This window comes from Actinoplanes sp. DH11, from assembly GCF_020873875.1.
Taxonomy (GTDB): domain Bacteria; phylum Actinomycetota; class Actinomycetes; order Mycobacteriales; family Micromonosporaceae; genus Actinoplanes.
Window position 1 is genome coordinate 36,058 of sequence record NZ_JAHWGU010000013.1, and the last position, 20,124, is coordinate 56,181.

General features: G+C 71.4%; 24 protein-coding genes and 1 riboswitch. Of the genes, 10 read left to right on the forward strand and 14 right to left on the reverse strand.

Annotated features, from left to right (window positions below; translation table 11 throughout):
* Window positions 1-591 carry an ECF transporter S component gene (locus LPA41_RS19990; protein WP_229072169.1) on the reverse strand — a complete coding sequence of 197 codons (591 nt, stop codon included), beginning with the start codon at window positions 589-591 and terminating at the stop codon, window positions 1-3.
* A 70-nt stretch (window positions 592-661) separates the two neighbouring features.
* A riboswitch (TPP riboswitch) is annotated at window positions 662-765 on the reverse strand.
* A 91-nt stretch (window positions 766-856) separates the two neighbouring features.
* On the opposite strand from LPA41_RS19990, the gene LPA41_RS19995 reads away from it, so the two are divergent.
* Together LPA41_RS19995 and LPA41_RS20000 are read left to right on the forward strand one after the other, a co-directional pair.
* Window positions 857-1,675 (forward strand): alpha/beta fold hydrolase, encoded by an 819-nt coding sequence (locus LPA41_RS19995; RefSeq protein ID WP_229072170.1) that lies wholly within the window; start codon window positions 857-859, stop codon window positions 1,673-1,675.
* A 30-nt stretch (window positions 1,676-1,705) separates the two neighbouring features.
* On the forward strand, window positions 1,706-2,272 hold the full coding sequence (locus tag LPA41_RS20000; protein ID WP_229072171.1) for a DUF6328 family protein: 567 nt from the start codon (window positions 1,706-1,708) through the stop codon (window positions 2,270-2,272).
* Here LPA41_RS20000 and LPA41_RS20005 read toward each other — a convergent pair.
* The 7 genes from LPA41_RS20005 to LPA41_RS20035 are packed head-to-tail and all read right to left on the reverse strand — an operon-like array spanning window position 2,205 to window position 6,529.
* The gene (locus tag LPA41_RS20005; protein WP_229072172.1) at window positions 2,205-2,846 is read right to left on the reverse strand and encodes a hypothetical protein; all 642 of its coding nucleotides are present in this window, start codon (window positions 2,844-2,846) and stop codon (window positions 2,205-2,207) included. The two genes, LPA41_RS20000 and LPA41_RS20005, sit on opposite strands and share 68 nt — an antisense overlap.
* 17 nt (window positions 2,847-2,863) lie before the next feature.
* A complete protein-coding gene (locus LPA41_RS20010; protein WP_229072173.1) occupies window positions 2,864-3,265 on the reverse strand; it encodes a Fur family transcriptional regulator in 402 nt (133 codons plus the stop codon).
* A complete protein-coding gene (locus LPA41_RS20015) occupies window positions 3,262-3,561 on the reverse strand; it encodes a helix-turn-helix transcriptional regulator (protein ID WP_229072174.1) in 300 nt (99 codons plus the stop codon). Before LPA41_RS20015 ends, LPA41_RS20010 begins: the two co-directional genes overlap by 4 nt.
* A gap of 30 nt (window positions 3,562-3,591) precedes the next feature.
* Window positions 3,592-4,458, reverse strand: a complete 867-nt coding sequence (locus LPA41_RS20020) for a metal ABC transporter permease (RefSeq protein ID WP_229072175.1) — start codon at window positions 4,456-4,458, stop codon at window positions 3,592-3,594.
* Window positions 4,458-5,246 carry a metal ABC transporter ATP-binding protein gene (locus LPA41_RS20025; protein WP_229072342.1) on the reverse strand — a complete coding sequence of 263 codons (789 nt, stop codon included), beginning with the start codon at window positions 5,244-5,246 and terminating at the stop codon, window positions 4,458-4,460. The genes LPA41_RS20020 and LPA41_RS20025 overlap by 1 nt, the downstream gene beginning before the upstream one ends.
* Entirely contained in the window at window positions 5,240-6,226 is a 987-nt protein-coding gene (locus LPA41_RS20030; RefSeq protein WP_229072176.1) for a metal ABC transporter substrate-binding protein, read from the reverse strand. The genes LPA41_RS20025 and LPA41_RS20030 overlap by 7 nt, the downstream gene beginning before the upstream one ends.
* A 48-nt stretch (window positions 6,227-6,274) precedes the next feature.
* Window positions 6,275-6,529: a DUF6703 family protein gene (locus LPA41_RS20035; RefSeq protein ID WP_229072177.1), complete on the reverse strand. Its 255-nt coding sequence runs from the start codon at window positions 6,527-6,529 to the stop codon at window positions 6,275-6,277.
* A 34-nt stretch (window positions 6,530-6,563) separates the two neighbouring features.
* Here LPA41_RS20035 and LPA41_RS20040 point away from each other — a divergent pair, with 34 nt between their 5' ends.
* From LPA41_RS20040 to dusB, 4 genes are all read left to right on the forward strand, one after another.
* Entirely contained in the window at window positions 6,564-6,905 is a 342-nt protein-coding gene (locus tag LPA41_RS20040) for an antibiotic biosynthesis monooxygenase (RefSeq protein WP_229072178.1), read from the forward strand.
* Between the two features lie 16 nt (window positions 6,906-6,921).
* Window positions 6,922-7,479 (forward strand): hypothetical protein, encoded by a 558-nt coding sequence (locus LPA41_RS20045; RefSeq protein ID WP_229072179.1) that lies wholly within the window; start codon window positions 6,922-6,924, stop codon window positions 7,477-7,479.
* A gap of 68 nt (window positions 7,480-7,547) precedes the next feature.
* Complete coding sequence (locus LPA41_RS20050) at window positions 7,548-8,927, forward strand: glycine--tRNA ligase (protein WP_229072180.1); 1,380 nt, start codon at window positions 7,548-7,550, stop codon at window positions 8,925-8,927.
* Window positions 8,928-9,019: 92 nt separating this feature from the next.
* Window positions 9,020-10,153 carry a tRNA dihydrouridine synthase DusB gene (dusB, locus tag LPA41_RS20055; protein ID WP_308036583.1) on the forward strand — a complete coding sequence of 378 codons (1,134 nt, stop codon included), beginning with the start codon at window positions 9,020-9,022 and terminating at the stop codon, window positions 10,151-10,153.
* A gap of 135 nt (window positions 10,154-10,288) precedes the next feature.
* On the opposite strand, the gene LPA41_RS20060 is transcribed toward dusB, so the two are convergent.
* From LPA41_RS20060 to LPA41_RS20085, 6 genes are all read right to left on the reverse strand, one after another.
* Window positions 10,289-11,392, reverse strand: coding sequence for an MFS transporter (locus LPA41_RS20060; RefSeq protein WP_229072181.1), 1,104 nt, complete (start codon window positions 11,390-11,392; stop codon window positions 10,289-10,291).
* A 54-nt stretch (window positions 11,393-11,446) separates the two neighbouring features.
* Window positions 11,447-12,523 (reverse strand): DUF2786 domain-containing protein, encoded by a 1,077-nt coding sequence (locus LPA41_RS20065; protein WP_229072182.1) that lies wholly within the window; start codon window positions 12,521-12,523, stop codon window positions 11,447-11,449.
* 763 nt (window positions 12,524-13,286) lie between these two features.
* Window positions 13,287-13,658, reverse strand: a complete 372-nt coding sequence (locus LPA41_RS20070; protein WP_229072183.1) for a hypothetical protein — start codon at window positions 13,656-13,658, stop codon at window positions 13,287-13,289.
* Between the two features lie 73 nt (window positions 13,659-13,731).
* Window positions 13,732-14,220, reverse strand: coding sequence for a roadblock/LC7 domain-containing protein (locus tag LPA41_RS20075; protein ID WP_229072184.1), 489 nt, complete (start codon window positions 14,218-14,220; stop codon window positions 13,732-13,734).
* Window positions 14,221-14,259: 39 nt separating this feature from the next.
* A complete protein-coding gene (locus LPA41_RS20080; protein WP_229072185.1) occupies window positions 14,260-15,414 on the reverse strand; it encodes a DUF4388 domain-containing protein in 1,155 nt (384 codons plus the stop codon).
* A gap of 32 nt (window positions 15,415-15,446) precedes the next feature.
* Window positions 15,447-15,794: a hypothetical protein gene (locus LPA41_RS20085; RefSeq protein ID WP_229072186.1), complete on the reverse strand. Its 348-nt coding sequence runs from the start codon at window positions 15,792-15,794 to the stop codon at window positions 15,447-15,449.
* A 273-nt stretch (window positions 15,795-16,067) separates the two neighbouring features.
* On the opposite strand from LPA41_RS20085, the gene LPA41_RS20090 reads away from it, so the two are divergent.
* From LPA41_RS20090 to LPA41_RS20105, 4 genes are read left to right on the forward strand one after another with little or no spacing between them, the layout of a single operon-like run.
* Window positions 16,068-16,427 carry a VOC family protein gene (locus tag LPA41_RS20090; protein ID WP_229072187.1) on the forward strand — a complete coding sequence of 120 codons (360 nt, stop codon included), beginning with the start codon at window positions 16,068-16,070 and terminating at the stop codon, window positions 16,425-16,427.
* 50 nt (window positions 16,428-16,477) lie between these two features.
* A complete protein-coding gene (locus tag LPA41_RS20095; protein ID WP_229072188.1) occupies window positions 16,478-17,692 on the forward strand; it encodes a deoxyguanosinetriphosphate triphosphohydrolase in 1,215 nt (404 codons plus the stop codon).
* Between the two features lie 43 nt (window positions 17,693-17,735).
* Complete coding sequence (dnaG, locus tag LPA41_RS20100; RefSeq protein ID WP_229072189.1) at window positions 17,736-19,586, forward strand: DNA primase; 1,851 nt, start codon at window positions 17,736-17,738, stop codon at window positions 19,584-19,586.
* Window positions 19,583-20,107 (forward strand): hypothetical protein, encoded by a 525-nt coding sequence (locus LPA41_RS20105; RefSeq protein WP_229072190.1) that lies wholly within the window; start codon window positions 19,583-19,585, stop codon window positions 20,105-20,107. Before dnaG ends, LPA41_RS20105 begins: the two co-directional genes overlap by 4 nt.
* Window positions 20,108-20,124: the final 17 nt, after the last annotated feature.

The window sequence follows — 20,124 nt, forward strand, 5'->3', positions numbered from 1 at the left end:
TCAGATCAGTGCCCGTTCCCGGCCCGCTCCGAACCGGTCCAGGACACCTGTCGGCGCGAGCGCCCGGACCAGCAGCCAGCTGCCCAGCCCGGCCACGAGGACGCTGCTCACCACGGTGAAGGCGCCGTACGGCACCCGGTAGCTCCACAGCTCGTACGCGTAGGTCCAGGCGAAGAAGTCGTAGATCGCCGCACTGAGGCCGGTCAGCGCGCCGGCGAGCAGGGCGATCGGCAGCTTGTAGGACCGGTAGCGCAGCGCCGCGAACGCCAGCTCGGCGCCCGCGCCCTGGATCAGGCCCTGCAGGATGACGGTCCCGCCCCACTTGTTGCCGAGCAGCGCGGACAGGATCGCCGCGACGGTCTCGGTGTAGAGCGCGGCCCCCGGCTTCCGGATGATCAGGCCACCCAGCACGGCCGGCATCAGCCAGATCCCGTAGAGGATCGACTGTGCCGGCGGGAAGAACGCGAACGCCGCCTCGGTGACCGACCAGACCGTGTTCCAGGCCCAAAAGATCACGCCGAACGCCACGGCGATCACCGAGGCGATCACGATGTCTATCGTGCGCCATCGATTCGGATTGGTGTTGCTCATGAAACGCCTCCCAGCGGGTACCGGGAGGAGACGCACGCCGCGGACGGGCAACGGTGCCCGGACACGGCGCGGCTGGGAAAGACCGAACTTCCTGCGCTGGCATTACCCAGATCAGGTACGAGGGTCTGCGGCGTGGCCGCACTCTCAGCGCTGTGCGCTCCCCTGTCGGATCGAGGTCCGCCCGCGGAAGCGGACGAACTTCGGTGTATGTGCTTCGATGACGCTAACACCTGGTGAATCGCCGGGATAGGGAGGTAGCAGTCACATGGAGATCAAAGCTCGTGGCCTGACGTTCGAGGTGTCCGAGGGCGGGCCACAGGACGGCGAGCCGGTGCTGCTGCTGCACGGTTTCCCGCAGGACAACCGGGAGTTCGAGCGGATCCTGCCGCGCCTGCACGCGGCCGGCCTCCGGACGTACGCGCTGAACCAGCGCGGCTACTCGCCCGGCGCGCGGCCCGCCGACGTCGAGGAGTACCAGCTGACCGAGGCGGTGGCCGACGCCCGCGCCGTGCTCGACGAGCTCGGCGTCGACCGGGCGCACGTGGTCGGCCACGACTGGGGCGCGCAGGTCGCCTGGGTGCTCGCGGCCGGTCACCCCGACCGGGTCCGTACCCTCACCGCGATCTCCGTGCCGCACCCGCGGGCCATGCTGCTGGCGATGCGCGTCCGGCCGTCGCAGAAGGCCCGGCTCAGCTACTTCGGGGTGTTCCGCTCGGCGGCGGCCGAACGCCTGCTGCTGGGGCGCGACGCCGCGGTGCTGCGCTGGATGTTCCGGCCGCTGTCGGCCGAGCGGACCCAGCGGTACGTGGACGCGGCGCGCGAACCGGGCCGGCTGACCGCGGGACTGAACTGGTACCGGGCGTACCGCACCGACCAGGTGGCCGGGACCGGTGTGATCACGGTGCCGACGACCTACGTGTGGAGTGACCGGGACGGCGTGGTGGGGCTGACCGCCGCACTGCGTACCGCCGACTGGGTCTCCGCCGACTACCAGCTCGTGGCGATGCGCGGGGTCAGTCACTGGGTGCCCGAGGAGGCTCCGGAGGAGCTGGCCGACGCCGTCCTGGCACGCATCGGAGTTTGATGATCGCCGCGTCGGGGAACCGGGCGCGGCATGGCGGTCGATACATCTTCTCCTCGCAACAAAGAAACCGAGAAGCAGCGCTGGGACCGTAACTTCGCGGACCTGCTGCAGGAGCTGCGCGTCGCACAGACCGGCGTGCAGATCCTCTTCGCGTTCCTGCTCACGCTGCCGTTCAGCAACGGTTTCCCCAACGCCACGAACTTCCAGAAGGACACCTATGTCGTAGCCCTGATCAGTGCCGCCTTCGCCACCGCGATGATCATTTCTCCGGTGGCGTTCCACCGGGCGCTGTTCCGGCAGGGCCGCAAGCCGGAACTGGTGCGGTACGCGCACCGGATGGCCTCCGGCGGCCTCGCCTTCATGCTGATCTCGATGGTCAGCAGCGTCCTGCTGATCACCGACTACGTGCTGGACTGGAAGTGGGCGATCCCGCTCACCGTGATCACCGCCGTCTGGTTCCTCGGCCTCTGGGTCGCCCTCCCGTTCGCGCACCGCAACTGGGGTGAGGACGACGACGAGGACGGTTACGTCATCGACGACGCGAAGGACCGGAAGTCGGCGAAGAAGCGCGACGAGGACGCAGACCGAGACTCCTGAGCTCCAGTTCGGCGAGTGCGTCGACGGCGTCCTCATCGCCGGCCCGCCAGCTCTGCGCGATGTCCGGGCCCAGCCGGGACAACTCGCGGAGCGGGCGGCCGGCGAGCGCGCGCAACGCCAGCAGGTCCCGGCCGGCCGGGTCGTCGCGGACCGCGGCGGCCAGAGCGGCCCGGCGCATCCAGCGCAGACGCAGCGGCAACCAGAGGAAGAGCACGAGCGCCAGCGGCACCGCGATCGCCACCAGCGGCAGGATCAGCGCCAGCTGATCGACGAAGTCCTGCTGGTCCTGCCCGGCCTCGGCAATCGCCCGGGCGGCGTCGGCGGCACCGGTGAACGGCTTGGTCAGGTCGTCGCCGACGACTGGGACCCGGCCCACCTTGCCGCCCGCGTCGGCCAGGTTGTCCGCGATGCCGCTGCCGGCCGACTCCAGTTTGGCACCCGGGACGGCCAGTTTCTCGACGGTGTCGTGGACCCACATGGCGACCCGGATCCACAGATAGATCCAGAGGACCACGAGGATGTCGGTGACGAGCTGGCGGATCGCGGTGGGCAGCCGGTCGGCGTAGGGCTTCACACGCGAAAGCCTCGCACTCAGCCCTTCGCGGCGCACTCCTGGCAGGTGCCGAAAATCTCCAGCGTGTGCGAGACGTCCACGAAGCCGTGCTGCCCGGCGACCTTGTCCGCCCAGGACTCCACCGCCGGCCCGGCCACCTCGACGGTCCGGCCGCAGGACCGGCAGACCAGGTGGTGGTGATGGCCCTGGCTGCACCGCCGGTAGAGGTGCTCGCCACCGGGTGGGCGCATCACGTCGATCTCACCGGAGTCGGCCAGCCCCTGCAACGTCCGGTAGACCGTGGTGAGACCGACCCGCTCGCCGCGGTCACGCAGCATCGCGTGCAGGTCCTGTGCGCTGTGGAAGCCCTCGGTCTCGGCGAGGACGGCGCTCACCGCGCTGCGCTGCTTCGTGTTTCGAGGGGTCGTTTCCGCGTTCACTGTCGGCTCTCCCTGGCATGGCTCACCGCGTCGGCGACGATGTGGGCGACGTGTTCGTCCACCAGGGAGTATGCGATCTCCCGTCCCTGGCGGACACCCCGCACCACGCCCGCCCCGCGCAGGACCCGCAGGTGCTGGGAGACGAGGGGCTGAGGGGCGCCCAGTTTCTCCACGAGGTCGTGCACGCAGCGCTCGCCGGCGCCCAGCTCGGTCACGATCGCCACGCGGATCGGTGCGGAGAGGGCGCGCAACAGGGCCCCCGCCGACTCGTACGCTTCGTATCCGATGGTCGTCATGGCTGCGACCACCGTACAGCGGTGCGGCGCTCAGACATGCAGCACGACATCCGGAGGTTCGGCGGCGACCGGCGGCCGTGACCGCCGGACCACGGCCCGGCGCAGCACGCCGGCCAGCGTGGTGCCGAGGAAGGCGGCCAGGGCCAGCAGCACCGTGGTGGCGCCGGGTGCGGTGTCCGCCTCGGCCGAGACCACGATGCCGGCGCCGGCCGCGCCCACGCCGATCAGCATGGCCACCGCCATCGTGCTGCGGAAGCCCCGGGTGACCTGCTGTGCCGCCGCCACCGGGACCACCATCAGCGCCGACACCAGGAGCAGGCCGACGGTACGCATCGCGATCGTCACGGTCACCGCCGTGGTCACCGCGAGCAGGATGTTGAGGGTCCGCACCGGCAGGCCGCTGACCCGGGCGTACTCCTCGTCGTTGCAGAGCGCGAAGAGCGCCGGCCGCAACGCCAGCATCGCGATCAGCACGGCCGCGCCGAGGCCGCCGATCACCGCGATGTCCTGCTCCGACGTGGTGATCAGGGAACCGAACAGGTACTGCATCAGGTTCGAGTTGCCCTTGTTGTCGGAGAGCCCGACGAGCACCACGCCACCGGCGATGCCGCCGTAGAAGAGCAGGGCCAGTGCGAGGTCGCCGGATGTGCGCCCGCGCTCGCGGATCAGCTCGACGCCGACCGCGCCGATGGTGGCGACCAGCACGGCGGCCAGCACCGGCGAGTTGTTGGTGAGCAGGCCCACGCCGACGCCGGTGAGCGCCACGTGCCCGATCCCGTCACCGATCAGCGACAGCCGGCGCTGCACCAGGTAGATGCCGAGCGCCGGCGCGGCCAGCCCGATGATCAGCGCGCCGATCAGCGCGCGCTGCATGAAGGGGTAGGTGAGCAGTTCCATCAGTACGCCTTCGTCTGTTCGGTGGGCGCCCACTCACAGATGCCGGCCTGGACCTCGTCGGCGTGCGGGTGCACGTGGTCGTGCCCCGGCTCGGCGTGGTGCCCGGCCGGTTCGGGCGGCGTCCCCTCGTGCGCGATCCGCCCGCCGTGCACCACGACGCCACGCCCGATCAGCGGCCGCAGCGGGCCGAGCTCGTGCAGCACCAGCATGATCGTGCCGCCGGCCGCGGTGAACCGGGTGAGTGCCGCGGCGAACGCCTCCTGACTGGCGGCGTCGACGCCGGCGTTCGGCTCGTCCAGCACCAGCAGGTCCGGCTTGCCGGCGAGGGCCCGGGCGATGAGCGTGCGCTGCTGCTGGCCGCCGGAGAGGGTGGCGACCGGGTCACCGATCCGGTCCAGCAGCCCGACGCCGGCGAGCGCCTCGCGCACCGCGGTCTTGTCCGCCGCGCCGGGGAAGCGGAAGATGCCGCGCCGGGCCAGCCGCCCGGACGCGACGACCTCGCCGACCGTCGCGGGCACGCCGCTGCCGGCGCCGAGACGCTGTGGCACGTACCCGATCCGCTCCCAGTGCCGGAACCGGCGCTGCGGGGTGCCGAACAGCTCGATCTCGCCGCGGCGCAGTGGCACCAGGCCGAGGACGGTCCGGATCAGCGTGGACTTGCCGGACCCGTTGGCGCCGAGCACCGCGACGACGTCACCGGCGGCCACGCTCAGCGAGACGTCGCTGAGGACCTCCCGTCCGTCGTAGCCGGCGGCGGCGTGCCGTACCTCGACCACAGTGCTCACGATTCACATCCCAGCGCCTTGGTGAGGGCCGTCAGGTTGGCGCGCATCACCGAGAAGTAGTCCGCATTCTCGTCGGTCAGACCCTCCAGCGGGTCGAGCACCGCCGTCTGGGCGCCGACCTCCTTGGCCAGCGTCTCGGCGACCTTCGGGCTGACCAGCGTCTCGAAGAAGATCGTGGTGGTGCCGTGCTCCTTGGCCTCCTCGGCGACCGCGGCGAGCCGCTGCGGGGACGGCTCGCTCTCCGGGTCGATGCCGGTGATGCCGATCTGGGTCAGGTCGTACCGGTCGGCGAGGTAGTGGAACGCGGTGTGGCTGGTCACCAGCTCGCGCCGCGCGCAGGTCTTGAGGCCGGCGGTGAACTCGCCGTCCAGGGTCTTCAGCTCGGTGCTGAGCGCGGCGGCCCGGGCGGTGAAGTCGGCGGCGTGCGCCGGGTCGGCCTTGCCCATCTCGGCGGCGACCTTCTCGGCGACCGTGGCGAGCCGGGTCGGGTCCAGCCAGAAGTGCGGGTCCAGGCCGGTCGAGCTCTCCTCGACGTGCTCGCCCGCACCCTCGGCGTGCTCCTCACCCTCGGCGTGCCCGGCCTCACCCTCGGCGTGCTCCTCGCCCTCGTGCGAGTGCACGTCGGCCGCCTCGGCGGAGTCCAGCCGCACCGCGGAGGCGGCGTCGAAGGCGTGCTCACTGCCGTTCTGCTTGACGGCGTCGTCCACCGCCGGCTGGAAGCCGCTCAGGTAGACCACCAGGCCGGCGTCGGCGATCTGACCGACCTGACCGGCGTTGAGCTCGACGTCGTGCGGCTCGGCGCCCGGCTTGGTGAGATTGCTGACCTCGACCACGTCACCTCCGACCCGCTCGCTGACGAACTGCAGCGGGTAGAACGCGGTGACGACGGAAAGCTTCCCGTCGTCGCCACCGCCGCCCGGGTTGTCCCCGCAGGCGCTGAGGGCGACGAGAAGGGCGAGGGCGGGTACCAGGCGGCGCATCATGCCAGCAACTGTGGTCGATAATGACAATGATTGTCAAAACTGCATGAGTCAGAGCACCTTCGCCACGGCCGCGGCCACCAGCAGGCCCAGCAGGACCAGCCGGACCGCGCGGGTGATCGGCGACTGCACCGGCCAGGTGGTGAACGTCAGCGCGGACAGCCCCGCCGCGAGCGCCGCCAGCAGCAGCCCGCCCACGATGCCGGGCAGGAAAAGCCCCGCCAGCAGCACGGCGAGGGCCACCAGGAACGCCACGGTCGGGTTGACTCGGGCCAGGCGGTGCAGCAATGGGTCGGACGGCGTCACAGATCGGCTCCCTCGGCGTGCGTACCCTCGTCACATGCTGGTGCTCAACCGCTTCCACGTCCCACCGGAAACGCACGACGGATTCGTCGAGCGTGCCCATGCCGCCCTCGCCGCGCTGGCGCAGAGCCGGGGATACCTCTCCGGCCGGCTCGCCCGCGCCCTGGAGGACCCGGCGGCCTGGACCCTGATCACCGAGTGGGAGTCGGTCGGAGCCTACCGGCGGGCCCTGGGCGGTTTCGACGTCAAGGTGCACGCCACCCCGCTGCTCGCCGAGACGATCGACGAGCCCTCGGCGTTCGAGACGCTCGCCGCCGCCGAACCCGGTGAGCAGGTCGTGATCACCGCCAGTGACCGGGCCGCCGAGCCGTGGCGCTGACAACTAGGCTGGGGACATGAGTACGGCGCCGCACCACGTCCCGCCGCATGAGTTTCCGCCGCATCAGGCCTCACCCCAGCAGGCCCCGCAGCACCACGTCCCGCCGCCCCCGCCCGGCCCCGGCGTGCACCCGCCCTTCCCGGCGCCGCCGGTCGAGGGGCGCGGCCGGCGGATCGGTCTCGGCCTGGGCATCGGCGCCGGCGTGCTGGTGCTGGTCTGCGGCGGTGGCGCGGCCGCCCTCGCCGGGCTCACCACGGCGATGGACGACGCGCTCAACGAGCAGGCGCACGTCGTCGTCGGCCGCTATGTCGACGCCGTCCGGGACCGCGATTTCGCCCGGGCCTACGACCAGTTGTGCGCCCAGGCCCGCAATGCCGAGAGCGAGTCGGCCTACACGGCCCGGCTCGCCGCCACGGAAGCGTTTTCCTCGTACCAGATCGGGGAGCTTGATTTCACGTACGCGTCCGTCCCGGTTCAGTTGATCTATCCGGACGGCCGGGCCGTGACGGTCGAGGCCGAGCTGGATCAGAACACCTCGACAGGCGCGTTCGAAGTGTGCGAACTCGGGGAGTAATCTCGCTCTTCGTCCCATAACCACGATTTCCCCGCCGACACCCAGCCGGCGTAGGAGGAAAACAACAAATGCCCGCCGATCGTATCGATGCCGTCGTCAGCCTGGCCAAGCGCCGGGGCTTCGTCTTCCCCTCCAGCGAGATCTACGGAGGCACCCGCTCGGCGTGGGACTACGGTCCGCTCGGCGTGGAGCTGAAGGAGAACGTCCGCCGGCAGTGGTGGCGGACCATGGTCCAGCAGCGCGACGACATCGTCGGCCTGGACTCCGCCGTGATCCTGGCCCGCGACGTCTGGGCCGCCTCCGGACACCTGGACGCCTTCGTCGACCCGCTGACCGAGTGCCAGTCCTGCCACAAGCGGTTCCGGGCCGACCACCTCGAAGAGGCCTACGAGGCGAAGCACGGCAACCCGCCGGCGTCGCTCAAGGAGCTCAACTGCCCGAACTGCGGCAACAAGGGCACCTTCACCGAGCCGAAGATGTTCAACGGCCTGATGAAGACCTACCTCGGCCCCACCGAGAGCGCCGAAGGCCTGCACTACCTGCGCCCGGAGACCGCGCAGGGCATCTTCGTGAACTACAACAACGTGGCGACCGCGGCCCGCAAGAAGCCGCCGTTCGGCATCGCGCAGATCGGCAAGAGTTTCCGGAACGAGATCACGCCGGGCAACTTCATCTTCCGGACGCGTGAGTTCGAGCAGATGGAGATGGAATTCTTCGTCCCGCCGGGCAGTGACGAGGAATGGCACGAGTACTGGCTTCAGCAGCGCTGGGACTGGTACCGCGACCTGGGCCTCTCGGAGAGCAACCTGCGGTTCTTCGAGCACCCCAAGGAAAAGCTCTCGCACTACTCGAAACGGACCGTCGACATCGAGTACCGCTTCCAGTTCGGCGGCACCGAGTTCGCCGAGCTCGAAGGCATCGCCAACCGCACCGACTTCGACCTGTCGACGCACTCCAAGCACTCCGGTGTCGACCTCTCCTTCTTCGACCAGGAGAAGGGCGAGCGCTGGGTGCCGTACGTCATCGAGCCGGCGGCCGGTCTCACCCGCGCGGTGCTGGCGTTCCTGCTCGAGGCCTATGACGAGGACGAGGCGCCGAACACCAAGGGCGGGGTCGACAAGCGTACGGTCATGCGGTTCGACCCCCGGCTCGCCCCGGTCAAGGTCGCGGTGCTGCCGCTGTCGCGCAACCCGGAGCTGTCGCCGAAGGCCCGTGAGCTCTCCGCCAACCTGCGCAAGCGCTGGATCGTCGAGTTCGACGACTCGCAGGCGATCGGCCGGCGGTACCGGCGGCAGGACGAGATCGGCACGCCGTTCTGCGTCACGGTCGACTTCGACACCCTCACCGACAACGCGGTGACGGTTCGCGACCGCGACACCATGAAGCAGGAGCGGGTCTCGCTCGACCAGATCGAGGACTACCTGATCAAGCGCCTGCCGGGCTGCTGATTCCCGATCGTCGATGCGGGGCATGGTTCGCCCATGCCCCGCATCCCGGCTCGATTCGGAGGTCGGGCGGGGTGCGTGGCACGCTGGAGCGCGTGACCGCACCACTTCAGCTCGGCGACCACGTCGTCAACCCGCCCGTCGTGCTCGCCCCGATGGCGGGGATCACCAACGTGGCGTTCCGGCGGCTCTGCCGGGAGCAGGGCGGCGGCGTCTACGTCTGCGAAATGATCACCACTCGGGCGCTGGTGGAGCGGATCCCCAAGACGCTCAAGATGATCACTTTCGCCGAGGACGAGGGGTTCCGCAGCCTCCAGCTCTACGGCGTGGACCCGGACGTGACCGCCGCCGCCGTCCGGATGGTCGGCGAGGACAACCTGGCCGACCACATCGACCTCAACTTCGGCTGCCCGGTGCCGAAGGTGACCCGGCGCGGCGGTGGCTCGGCCCTGCCGTGGCGGCGGCGACTGTTCGCGCGGATCGTGTCCCAGGCGGTCGAGGCGGCGAAACCCTACGGGATCCCCGTCACGATCAAGATGCGCAAGGGCATCGACGAGGATCACCTGACGTACGTGGAAGCCGGTCTCGCCGCCCAGGACGCCGGCGTGGCAGCCGTGGCGCTGCACGCCCGCACCGCCGAGCAGCGCTACTCCGGCAAGGCCGACTGGGACGCGATCGCCACCCTCAAGCAGGCGCTCGACGTGCCGGTCCTCGGCAACGGCGACATCTGGGAGGGCTCGGACGCGCTGCGCATGGTCGAGCACACCGGCGTGGACGGCGTCGTCGTCGGCCGGGGCTGCCTGGGCCGGCCGTGGCTCTTCGCCGACCTGGAGGCCGCGTTCACGCAGGGCGCCGGCTACCGGCCGGTGCTGCCCACCCTCGGTGAGGTCGCGAAAATCATGTCCCGGCACGCCCAGCTGCTGGTCGAGGCGCTGGAGGACGAGAAGCACGGCTGCGCCGACTACCGCAAGCACGTCGCCTGGTACCTCAAAGGCTTCCCGGTCGGCAGCGAACTGCGCCGCAGCCTCGCGATGATCTCCTCGCTGGCCGAGCTGGACGACCTGCTCGCCAAGCTGGACCCCTCGGTGCCGTTCCCGGCCGACACCCTGGGCCAGCCCCGCGGCCGGGTCAACGCGCCCGGCAAGGTGTCGCTGCCGCACGGCTGGCTCGACAGCCGCGACGACGACACGGTCCCGGAGGGCGCCGAGACCGAGGACTCCGGCGGCTGATCCGTCGCCGGCGGGAGCATGCGGCCGGTGGGCCGGTGGGCCGGTGGGCCGGTGGGCCGGTGGGCCGGTGGGCCGGTGGGCCGGTGGGGTCGCGTCGGCCGGCCGGTAGCCGGGTTTCCGCCTGGTCGCAGGTGGTCAGGTGCGGTGGGTCAGCAGGGCGGTCAGGGCCAGCGGGACGGCCATCAGGGTGAACAGCGGCGGCAGCGGGAACGGCAGGGCGAACCCGGCGTAGAGGAGCACCGCGAACACCTCGGCGCCGAGACCGGCCGCGGAGAGGACCGTGGTGCGAGCCGGGCCGGTGATCGTCTCCTGGAGGCGGGACTCGGCGTGGACCATGGCGAACTGGAGCAGGCCGAACGCGGCCGAGACGGCGAGCATGCCGGCCAGGTGCGGTACGGCCGCGCCGGCGGCCAGGCAGGCGGCGGCCAGCAGGAGTGAGCGGGTCAGCGGGCGCGGCGTGGCGGGGGACACCCGGGCGGCGAGGGCGCTGCCGGCGGCCATGGCGAGGGCGGTCAGGGCGAAGAGCAGCGGTACGGCCGGATCGGCGGCGCCCTTGTCCCGGGAGAGCAGGGGCAGGTACTCGTCCAGGGCGCTGAACCCCGGCACGGCCGCGGCGACCAGGACGGCCCGTCCCACGGTCTTGGCGTTGCCCGTCACCTCGGACACGCCCGTGCGCAGGGTGGCCAGGTAACCGCCGGGTGTGCTGTCGTCGGAGTCGTCGCCCGTACTCCTGGGATCCGGCAACCACAGCGCGAGCAGACCGCCCAGGGTGACTGTCGCGATGCTCGCCGTGCCCACCAGGAAGTAGCCGCCGGTGGCGAAGGCCGGCGCGGCCAGCAGGGTGGCGGCGAGCATGGCCAGCAGTCCCGCGGTGTCGGCGCGGCCGATGACCCGGGCGTACGAGCCGGAGTCGCCCAGCTCGTCGTAGACGAGGGATTCGAGCGTGCCGGAGCTGAACGCGCCGCCCAGCCCCCACAGCACGAAGCCCAGGGCGAAGCCGGCGTAGGACGGCCAGATCAGCCAGCTCGCGAACCCCGCGGCCGTGAGCAGCTCACCGAGCGCGTAAAGGCGTTTGCGGGACCACACGTCGGCGAGCGCGCCGGCCGGGATCTCGCACACGAAGGAGACCACCGACCAGATCGCGAACAGGGACGAGATCTCGGCGGTGGTGAGCCCGGTGTCCGCGAAGAGCAGCGCGTAGACCGGGTAGAGGAGCACGCCGTTGGCGCAGGCGTACACCGCGTACAGGCGTCAGCGTCAAATCGGGTGCATGACCCCAGCATGCCGCACCCGTCAACGCAATTGGGCCTCGTCCGCGGCGGCCCGGCCCGACTCCCAGCCCTCGAGGCTGTCCACCCGGCTGCTGCGGGTGCGGACCGTCGTCGGGAAGACCCGGTCCATCGCCGCGCGCACCTGCACGTCCCGGTCCCGCAGCACCGGCAGCAGGTCGCTGTGCCCGGCCATCTCGCGTTCCGCGGTCTGCCGCAGCCGCTCGCCGATCCGGACCGCGTAGGCCACCAGGAACGACCGCCGGAATGCTTTCACCCTGGCCTTGCCCTTGGCCGGCTCGTCGCGGGTCATCGCCCGGTTCGCCTGCACCAGCAGCGACGTGTAGAGCAACTCCACCGCGTCGATGTCGGCGTCGAACCCGAAGACGGTGCTGAAGCCGAGTTCCGGGGACCAGACGGTACGGCAGTTGTTGGCGCGCGAGACGGCGTCGAGGAGGCTGGCCTTCTCGTTCTCGTACGGGTGGTCCACCCCGATCCGGCGCGCGAACGGGGTCACGTCCACGGCCGGGGCAGTGATCTCCTCGATCCGGTACCGCGTGATCAGCTCCTGCGCCTTGGCACTGTAGGCCTCCGCCTCGGCCGCGAAGTCGGTCTTCTCCGCCTTGGCCAGCAGCGCACGGACCCGGTCCAGGATCCGCTTGTCCTCGTGGTGCGGCACGGTGGTCAGCGGGGTGCCCGGCGGTGGAACGAGGATCTCGATGGCCGGCAGCCGGCGCAACTCGGTGAGCAGGCTCAGTTGCGCATCCAGAACAGTGATCCGGTCCGGTCGGCGGCCGCGGTCGGCGGGCAGCGCCTCGGCCTGCGCGCGCCAGCGCTCGTCCACCGGCGTGCGGCTGCGCGCGAAATCACGGGCGGCGACGGCGACCAGGCCCGCCTCGATCGGGTTGCCCCGCCGCGCCACCACCCGGTGCAACTCGGCCGGCTGCCACCCGTTGTCGAACAGACGATCAAACTCGGACTCGAGCGCGTCGGCGATGGCCGCGTCCACCTCGGCCGCGGGCACGCCTGTCAGCGCGTCGAGGCCGGCCTCGAAATCCAGCGCACCCCGGCGCACGCTGTCGATGATCTCGCGGGCGGACACCTGAGAATCGTAGATGCCCGGGTCCTGGTTCCGGCCCGGACCCCGGCCCGTGACCCCGCCGAGCGGCCGGACGGGTCACGGAGTCAGCGCGCGCCGGGCCGCCTGGGGGCCGTCCTGGGGGCCGGCATGCGGCCGCTGGTTGACCGTCATGCGGCCAGTTGGGGCCGTCTTGAGCCCCTTGGTTGGGCGGCCTGCGGCCCGTTGGTTGGCAGGCCTGCGGCCGGTGGGCGGACGTCTTGGCGTTTCGGTTGACCGCCATGCGGAGCTGTGTCCATTTGCAGCGCTGCAAAAGACGCCCTGCGTGGCCAGCCCGCCGGGCGGCAAGGGCGGGCGGTTGGCTGTGGGCCGCGCGCCTGCGCGTGAACTAGCACTGCGTCTGGGGTTGACCGGTCAACCTCAGTGCGGTTTACCGGTCAACGGGCGGCAGGTTGCTCTGTCGAGTCCTCTGGCCAAGTGGCCACGTCGACTGCGTGCGTCCGCGCAGCGGTGTTGATCTGCTAGCGATGCGAAATCGCGGTTTTGACCCCATGATCACAGCGATTTCGTAGCGCTAGCAGATCAACATCTCGACAGGTGGGGCGCCGGTGGCCCGGGTTCCTGTGCGGGCGGCATCGGCTGGCCGGTGATCACGGTGTACCGGTTGCAGGGGCGAGCCAGCGCCTTCGCCGCGCCCGGGGCTTGGGTGTCGCTGGGGGCGGGGAGGGTGGTGCGACCCTCCCCGCCCAGGGGTGGCGATCACGGTTCAGCGGGCGGTGAGCGAGACTTAGACGTCGAGGTCGTTCTCGATGCGCCGGAGCTGGTGGCGGGACATGGCGAGGTTTGCCCGGTCCCGCCGCAGGGCCACGTAGAGGAAGAGTCCCTTGCCCGACCGGCTCGTGAGTGGGCGGATCATGTGGTACTGCGTGTCCAGCGTGATGAGGATGTCCTCGATCTTCTCGGTGAGGTTGAGCATCTCCATCGCCCGCAGCTTGGCGCGGACCACGTCGGTGTTGCCGGCGGCGGCGACCGTCAGGTCGAGTTCCTTGCCGCCGCCGAGGGTGCCCAGCGCCATGCCGCTGGTGTGGTCGACGAGAGCGACGCCGATGCAGCCGTCGATCTCCATGATTTCCTTGAGCGCGGTGTCCATGTCAGCCATGGGATTCGTTCCTCCGTCGGAAGTGGTGGGATGGCGGTTCCGCGCGGCGGGTGCCGCGCCGGTGGGCCTGCCGTCAGCCGGCCGCCTGGCGGCGGCGTGCGACGTTCGACAGGGTGGACATCGGGGTCCGCCGGGCCAGCGGAGTCGATGGTCCTGGCTGGGTGGGGATCTCCGGCCGCAGCTGCGGGGCGGTCTCCAAAGCCATGATTTTGATGAGCCGGCGTACGCACCGGCGTGCTTCCAGATGCACCATCGCGAGGTTGGCGTCGCCGGAGGTGACCAGGGTGAGCAGGGCGTTCGGCCCACAGGTGTACGACGTGATGTAGCCGCCGTCGCACTCCACCACGGATTCCCGCAGCTCGCCGTGGTTGACGGCGTGCGCGAACCGGCGCGCCAGCGCCAGGTGCGCCGCCGCGAGGGCGGCCAGGGTGTCCGGTTCGAGTCCGTGCGAGTCGTGCGCGACGACCAGCCCGTCGGCGGTGGCCAGCACGCTGCCGGCAAGCTCGAGCACCTTGCTGCGCAGGCGGCCGAGCTCCTCGAGTACCGCCGGATCCACCGTCATCGGATCCTCGCTCCTTCTGCTGGTCGGGGGGTGCGCGCGTCATCGCAGGGCCCGCAGTGCGGTGCGGATGCGCTTGAGCAGGACTTCGTCGGTGCCCTGATGCACCGGCGGGGACTCGGCGGCGGCGATCTCCTTGGGGAGCTTCGCCCCGGGTTTGCGGCGGGCCAGCCGGGGCCGATTCAGCCCGGTGTTGTGGTCGCCGGGCGGCGGCGGCGAAGGCGGCGGCATCGGGTCCGGCTGGCCGGTAGGACCGCGGCTCTGCGTCGGCTCGGGCTGGGCGGTGGGACCGCGGCTCTGCGCGGGCTCCGGCTGGGCGGGACGGCCGCGATCGTGTGCCGGCTCGGGCGGGGCGGTGCGGCGGCGGTCCGGTGCCGGGTCCGGGTTTCGGCCGGCGGGTACGGGCGGAGCGGGGCTGACCGGTGCCCCGGGAGGGTTTCCGGGTGGGCGGGTGACCGGCACCGCGGCACCCCGGGGCTGGGGGAGCCGGACGAACTCGGGTGCTTCGGTGGCCCGTACCACCGGAAGCTCGATCATGCCGAGGGCCGCCAGGCGCCGCAGCTCCTGGATTGTCGCGTAGCCCGCGCGGCCGAGGAGCAGCGCCAGGTCGCCCGGGGTGCGCTGGCCGTCGGCGTGCACCAGCAGCTCCCACTGGCGCGCGGTCAGGCTGATCCGCTCGCGGGGCGCCCGGGTGACCGGGATGACCGGCGCGGTGTCGATCCGCGGGTTGGGGAAGATGTCGTCGAGCAGCGCGACCCGGCGGCGCACCTCACGGCCGACCGCGGCCGCGTCGATGTGCACCACCGCACCCAGCCAGTGCGTCGCGCCGGGCAGGAAGTCCACCGTGGCGGCCGGCTGGGAGAGCACGAAGTACGCCGCGTCGTAGGTCGCGCCGAGCACACAGAGTTCCAGTTCGCCCTGGGTGAGGTGGCCCTGCTCGACCAGGATCCGGCCCACCCGTGCGGTGGAGGTGCCCAGGTCGAGGGCGCTCTGCCAGGTGCGCCCGGCCAGCCGACCGGACGACGTGAGCAGCTCGCCGACCCCCGGCGCGGCGGGTGATTCGGCGTAGATGATCCGGCCCTCGAAGACGTAGACCGCGCCGCCGGGCTGGCCGCTCACCACCAGGGCTCCGGTCTGCCGCTCGCCGGTGACCTGCGTCAGCAGATCCCCGGGCGCTGCGGTCCTCGTGGCGGCCACCGATCGCTCCTGTTCGGGTGGTTGGCGGTTGGTTACGTCGTGACCAGCTCGTCGGCGAGTCGTTGCATCTGGCGGCGGGCCACGGCGAGGTTGCCGCGGACCCGGTCGAGCCAGACGTAGAGCACGAGCCGGCTGTCGAACTCGGTCTGGACGATCCGCAGAAGGTGGTAACCCCCGGCGGTGGTGATGATCAGGTCTTCGAGCAGGTCGTGCGGGATGGCCGAGACGAACAGCGAGCGGCTGTTCGCGGCCTGGACCACGTCCGCCGTGCCGGCCGCCGCGGCCTCGTGGTCCGAGTTGGGTGCGGCTCCCGTCGTGGCGACCGGGAAACCCGTGGTGTAGTCGACGATGCTGGCCCCGACAGCGCCGGGAATCGTCATGGCCTCCTGTAGACAGTGGTCGACGCCGGGCACTTCACTCCTCAGCGCTTCGTTGCTCCCGGTCTGCCGGGCTTCGTTGCCTTCGATGGCGTCTCGTCGATCCCTGCGCCGCCACCGTGGGCCATCCTCCGGTCACAGCACGGCGACAAGTCGCACGGCTTGTGCGTCATGGTCCAGTCGGCGGGGATCGGGTTCACCCGGCCGGGTCGCGTAAAGTCATCGTCACATGTCGATCGCCTGGCCCGGGGGTCCGGCCGTTCTTACGGAGGCGCGATGCCCAGCCGCTGGGAGCAGGTCGTGGTGGACGCCGAGGACCCGGCGCAGCTGGCGCGCTGGTGGGGCGAGGCGCTCGGCTACGTGATCGTCAACGAGGAGCCCGGTGAGGTGGAGATCCGGCGCACCCCGGACGAGCGGCCCGGCCTGCTCTTCGTCCCCGTTCCGGAGGGCCGGACCGGCAAGAACCGGCTGCACCTCGACCTGCGCCCGGACGACCAGGCGACCGAGGTGGAACGGCTCGTCGGGATGGGGGCCCGGCCGATCGACATCGGTCAGGGTGACGTCGGCTGGGTGGTGCTGGCGGATCCCGAGGGCAACGAGTTCTGCGTGCTGAGCTCGCCGGCGCCGCCCGGCTGACGGATCGGCCGGGCGGCCGGCGGATCGGCCGGACGGCCTAGTCTGGGATCATGACGGCTGCGGACGCCCAGCGGTGGGCCTCGGAGCCCGCCAAGGACAGCGGGTACGGCCGGACGCCGTACCAGCGTGACCGGGCCCGGGTGCTGCACTCCGCCGGGTTCCGCCGGCTCGCGGCCAAGACCCAGGTGCACACGGCGGGGTCGGACGACTTCCTGCGTACCCGGCTGACCCACTCGCTCGAGGTCGCGCAGATCTCCCGGGAGATGGGCGCCCGGCTCGGCTGTGACCCGGACGTGGTCGACGTCGCCGGGCTGGCCCACGATCTCGGGCACCCGCCGTTCGGCCACAACGGCGAGGCCGCCCTCGACCAGGTGGCCCAGCCGTGCGGCGGGTTCGAGGGCAACGCGCAGACGCTGCGGGTGCTGACCCGGCTCGAGGCCAAGGTGCCCGGCGCCGGGCTCAACCTGACCCGGGCCACGCTGGACGCCTGCTCGAAGTACCCGTGGTTCCGCAAACCCGGTAATCGCAAGTTCGGGGTCTACGCCGACGACCGGCCCGTCTTCGCGTGGCTCCGGGACGGCCGCGACGACGAGCGGCGCTGCCTGGAGGCCCAGGTGATGGACTGGGCCGACGACGTGGCGTACTCGGTGCACGACGTCGAGGACGGCATACACGGCGGGTACCTCGACCTGGGCCCCCTGCTGCGTGACGACGGCGAGCGGGCCGGGCTCTGCGCCGACGTGGCCGCCACCTACTCCGCGGAGACCCCGGACGAGCTGGGTGCCGCCCTCGACCAGCTGCTGGCCGACCCGGTGGTGGCGCAGGTCGCCGGCTACGACGGGGGGTACGCCGCCCAGGTGGCCCTGAAACGGATGACGAGTGTGCTGACCGGCCGATTCGTGGCGTCCGCGGTCGGCGCCACGCACAGCCGGTTCGGCACCGACCCGATGCGCCGCTACGACGCCGACCTGATCGTGCCGCGAACGGTCCGCAATCAGTGCGCGCTGCTCAAGGGCATGGCGTTCCGGTATGTGATGCGGTCGCGGGCGGCCGAGAGCTGGTACGCCGAGCAGCGGGTCATCCTGGTCGAGCTGGTGGACGCGCTGACCCGTACGCCGGACCGGCTCGACCCGCTCTTCGGCCCGTTGCATGCCGCCGCGGCGGATGACGCCGCGGCACTGCGCGTGGTGATCGACCAGGTCGCGTCCCTCACCGACCACGCGGCCGTCGCGTGGCACCGATCGCTGGTGTCGGCGCGCCGCTAGCCCCTGGTGGCGGGTCCGCCCTCCGGCGAGGCAGGATGTAGCCGTGGCAGGCAGGGTCAAGGACGAAGACATCGCGCTGGTCCGGGACCGGTCCTCGATCGTCGACGTGATCAGCGAGACGGTGACGCTGCGGTCGGCCGGGGGCGGCAACCTCAAGGGCCTGTGTCCGTTTCATGACGAGAAGACGCCGTCCTTCAACGTGTCACCCGCCCGGAATGTCTACTTTTGTCACGGCTGCGGCCAGGGTGGCGACGCGATCAAGTTCCTGATGGACGCGGAGCACCTGTCGTTCATCGAGTCGGTGGAGCGGCTGGCCGGCAAGGCCGGGATCCAGCTGCGCTACGACACCGACGCGCCCGGTTCGACGCTGCCCCGGCCGCAGACCGGCCAGCGGCAGCGGCTCCTCGCCGCGCACGCCGCCGCCGTCGAGTTCTACCGGGACCAGCTCGGTTCGCCGGGTGCCCGCAAGGCCCGCGAGTTCCTGGCCGCGCGCGGTTTCGGGCGCGACGCCGCCGAGAAGTACGGGTGCGGCTTCGCCCCGGACAGCTGGGACGCGCTCGCCAAGCACCTGCGGATGAAGGGTTTCACCGCCGAGGAGCTGACCACGGCCGGCCTGTGCAAGCCGGCCCGGTCCGGCTCGCTGATCGACCGGTTCCGCCGCCGGCTGCTGTGGCCGATCCGGGACGTGAGCGGCGACGTGATCGGGTTCGGCGCGCGCAAGCTGTTCGACGACGACGACGGCCCGAAATACCTGAACACCCCCGAGACGCCGATCTACAAGAAGTCGCACGTGCTCTACGGCCTGGACCACGCGAAACGCGAGATCGCCAAGCGTGGCCGGGCGGTGATCGTGGAGGGCTACACCGACGTGATGGCCTGCCACGAGGCGGGGGAGCCGACCGCCGTGGCGACCTGCGGCACCGCGTTCGGCGTCGACCACATCCAGGTGCTGCGGCGCCTGCTGATGGACAGCGACAGCTTCACCGGCGAGATCATCTACACCTTCGACGGCGACGCGGCCGGGCAGAAGGCGGCGCTGCGGGCGTTCGAGGAGGATCAGCGCTTCGTCGGGCGTACCTTCATCGCGGTGTCACCCGACAACATGGACCCGTGCGACCTGCGCCTGGCCAAGGGTGATCTCGCCGTGCGCGACATGATCGCCGGGCGGGAGCCGCTCGTCGACTTCGCGCTGCGCCAGACCATCGGGCGGTTCGACCTGGACACCGTCGAGGGACGGGTCGAGGCGATGCGCCGTGCCGCCCCCCTGGTCGCCAAGATCAAGGACCGGGAGAAGCGCCCGGAGTACGCGCGAAAGCTCGCCGGCGACCTCGGGATGGACCTGGAACCGGTGCAGCGGGCCGTCAACAACGCGCTGCGCGGTGAGCAGCCGGCGCCGCAGCGCACCCCGCAGGCCCCGGCCGACTCGCCGCAGCGGATGGTCGAGCGGGAGGCCCTGAAACTGGCCCTGCAGGAGCCGGTGCTGGCCGGGCCGATGTTCGACGCGCTCGGCCCGGAGAACTACGCCGACCCGGTGCTCGCCGCCGTGCGCGAGGCGATCGGTGACGCCGGTGGGGCGTCGGCGGCCACCGGCGGCGCCGTCTGGATCGAGAAGGTCCGGGACAGCTGCGCCGATCTCGGCGGGCAGGTTCTGGTCAGCGAGCTCGCGGTCGAGCCGCTCTACGTCGACGGCGCGGTCGACCCGCGCTACGTGCAGGTCACCCTGGCCCGGCTCCAGGCGGCCGCACTGACCACCCGGATCCGGGAACTCAAGTCCAAGGTGCAGCGGCTCAACCCGGTGGCGCACAAGGATCAGTACCTCGCGCTCGCCGGGGAGCTCTTCTCGCTGGAACAGCAGGCGCGGGCCCTGCGTGATCAGGCGGCAGGTGGATTGTGAAGCTCTTCCGACGGCGTCCCTCGTTACCGGCCGCGTCCCGGCCGCCGCTCGCCCCCTCGGAACGGGTCGTGGCCTGGTGCCTCGACTCCGCGGAGGGCGTGGTCGTGGCGACCAACCACGGACTGTGGCTGCCGGGCGCGGCGTCGCGGCTGGGCTGGCACGAGATCCACAAGGTCGCCTGGTCCGGCCGGGAGTTGCGGATCATCCCGGCCGAGCCGGCCGAGGAACGGACCGGCTACACGGTGCTCACCGACGGCCCGGCCCTGACCTATCTGCTGCTGGAGCCGGGGGAGGTGCCCGACCAGGTGCGGACCCGGGTGACCCGGTCGGTCGCGTACACGACGCATCACCCGCTGCCGACGGGCGCGGTCCGGGTGGTCGGGCGCCGCGTCAGCGGGCGCGACGGGCTCTCCTGGGCGGTCCGCTACGACGCGGGCACGCCGGCGGACGCCGACGAGGTGGTCGCGGCGACCGACGAGCTGGTGGGCGCCGCGCAGGACGCCACCACTCCCAGCGACTGAGAAATCCTGTCGTACCC

Excerpts from the sequence above, each read along its gene's own strand:
- LPA41_RS20090 (WP_229072187.1), top strand. The coding sequence starts at position 16,068 with ATGCCCAGCCGCTGGGAGCAGGTCGTGGTGGACGCCGAGGACCCGGCG.
- LPA41_RS20075 (WP_229072184.1), bottom strand. The coding sequence starts at position 14,220 with ATGACGGTGGATCCGGCGGTACTCGAGGAGCTCGGCCGCCTGCGCAGC.
- LPA41_RS20030 (WP_229072176.1), bottom strand. The coding sequence starts at position 6,226 with ATGATGCGCCGCCTGGTACCCGCCCTCGCCCTTCTCGTCGCCCTCAGC.
- LPA41_RS20015 (WP_229072174.1), bottom strand. The coding sequence starts at position 3,561 with ATGACGACCATCGGATACGAAGCGTACGAGTCGGCGGGGGCCCTGTTG.
- LPA41_RS20045 (WP_229072179.1), top strand. The coding sequence starts at position 6,922 with ATGAGTACGGCGCCGCACCACGTCCCGCCGCATGAGTTTCCGCCGCAT.
- LPA41_RS19995 (WP_229072170.1), top strand. The coding sequence starts at position 857 with ATGGAGATCAAAGCTCGTGGCCTGACGTTCGAGGTGTCCGAGGGCGGG.
- LPA41_RS20000 (WP_229072171.1), top strand. The coding sequence starts at position 1,706 with ATGGCGGTCGATACATCTTCTCCTCGCAACAAAGAAACCGAGAAGCAG.
- LPA41_RS20095 (WP_229072188.1), top strand. The coding sequence starts at position 16,478 with ATGACGGCTGCGGACGCCCAGCGGTGGGCCTCGGAGCCCGCCAAGGAC.
- LPA41_RS20085 (WP_229072186.1), bottom strand. The coding sequence starts at position 15,794 with ATGACGATTCCCGGCGCTGTCGGGGCCAGCATCGTCGACTACACCACG.
- LPA41_RS19990 (WP_229072169.1), bottom strand. The coding sequence starts at position 591 with ATGAGCAACACCAATCCGAATCGATGGCGCACGATAGACATCGTGATC.
- LPA41_RS20020 (WP_229072175.1), bottom strand. The coding sequence starts at position 4,458 with ATGGAACTGCTCACCTACCCCTTCATGCAGCGCGCGCTGATCGGCGCG.
- LPA41_RS20050 (WP_229072180.1), top strand. The coding sequence starts at position 7,548 with ATGCCCGCCGATCGTATCGATGCCGTCGTCAGCCTGGCCAAGCGCCGG.
- LPA41_RS20070 (WP_229072183.1), bottom strand. The coding sequence starts at position 13,658 with ATGGCTGACATGGACACCGCGCTCAAGGAAATCATGGAGATCGACGGC.
- LPA41_RS20040 (WP_229072178.1), top strand. The coding sequence starts at position 6,564 with ATGCTGGTGCTCAACCGCTTCCACGTCCCACCGGAAACGCACGACGGA.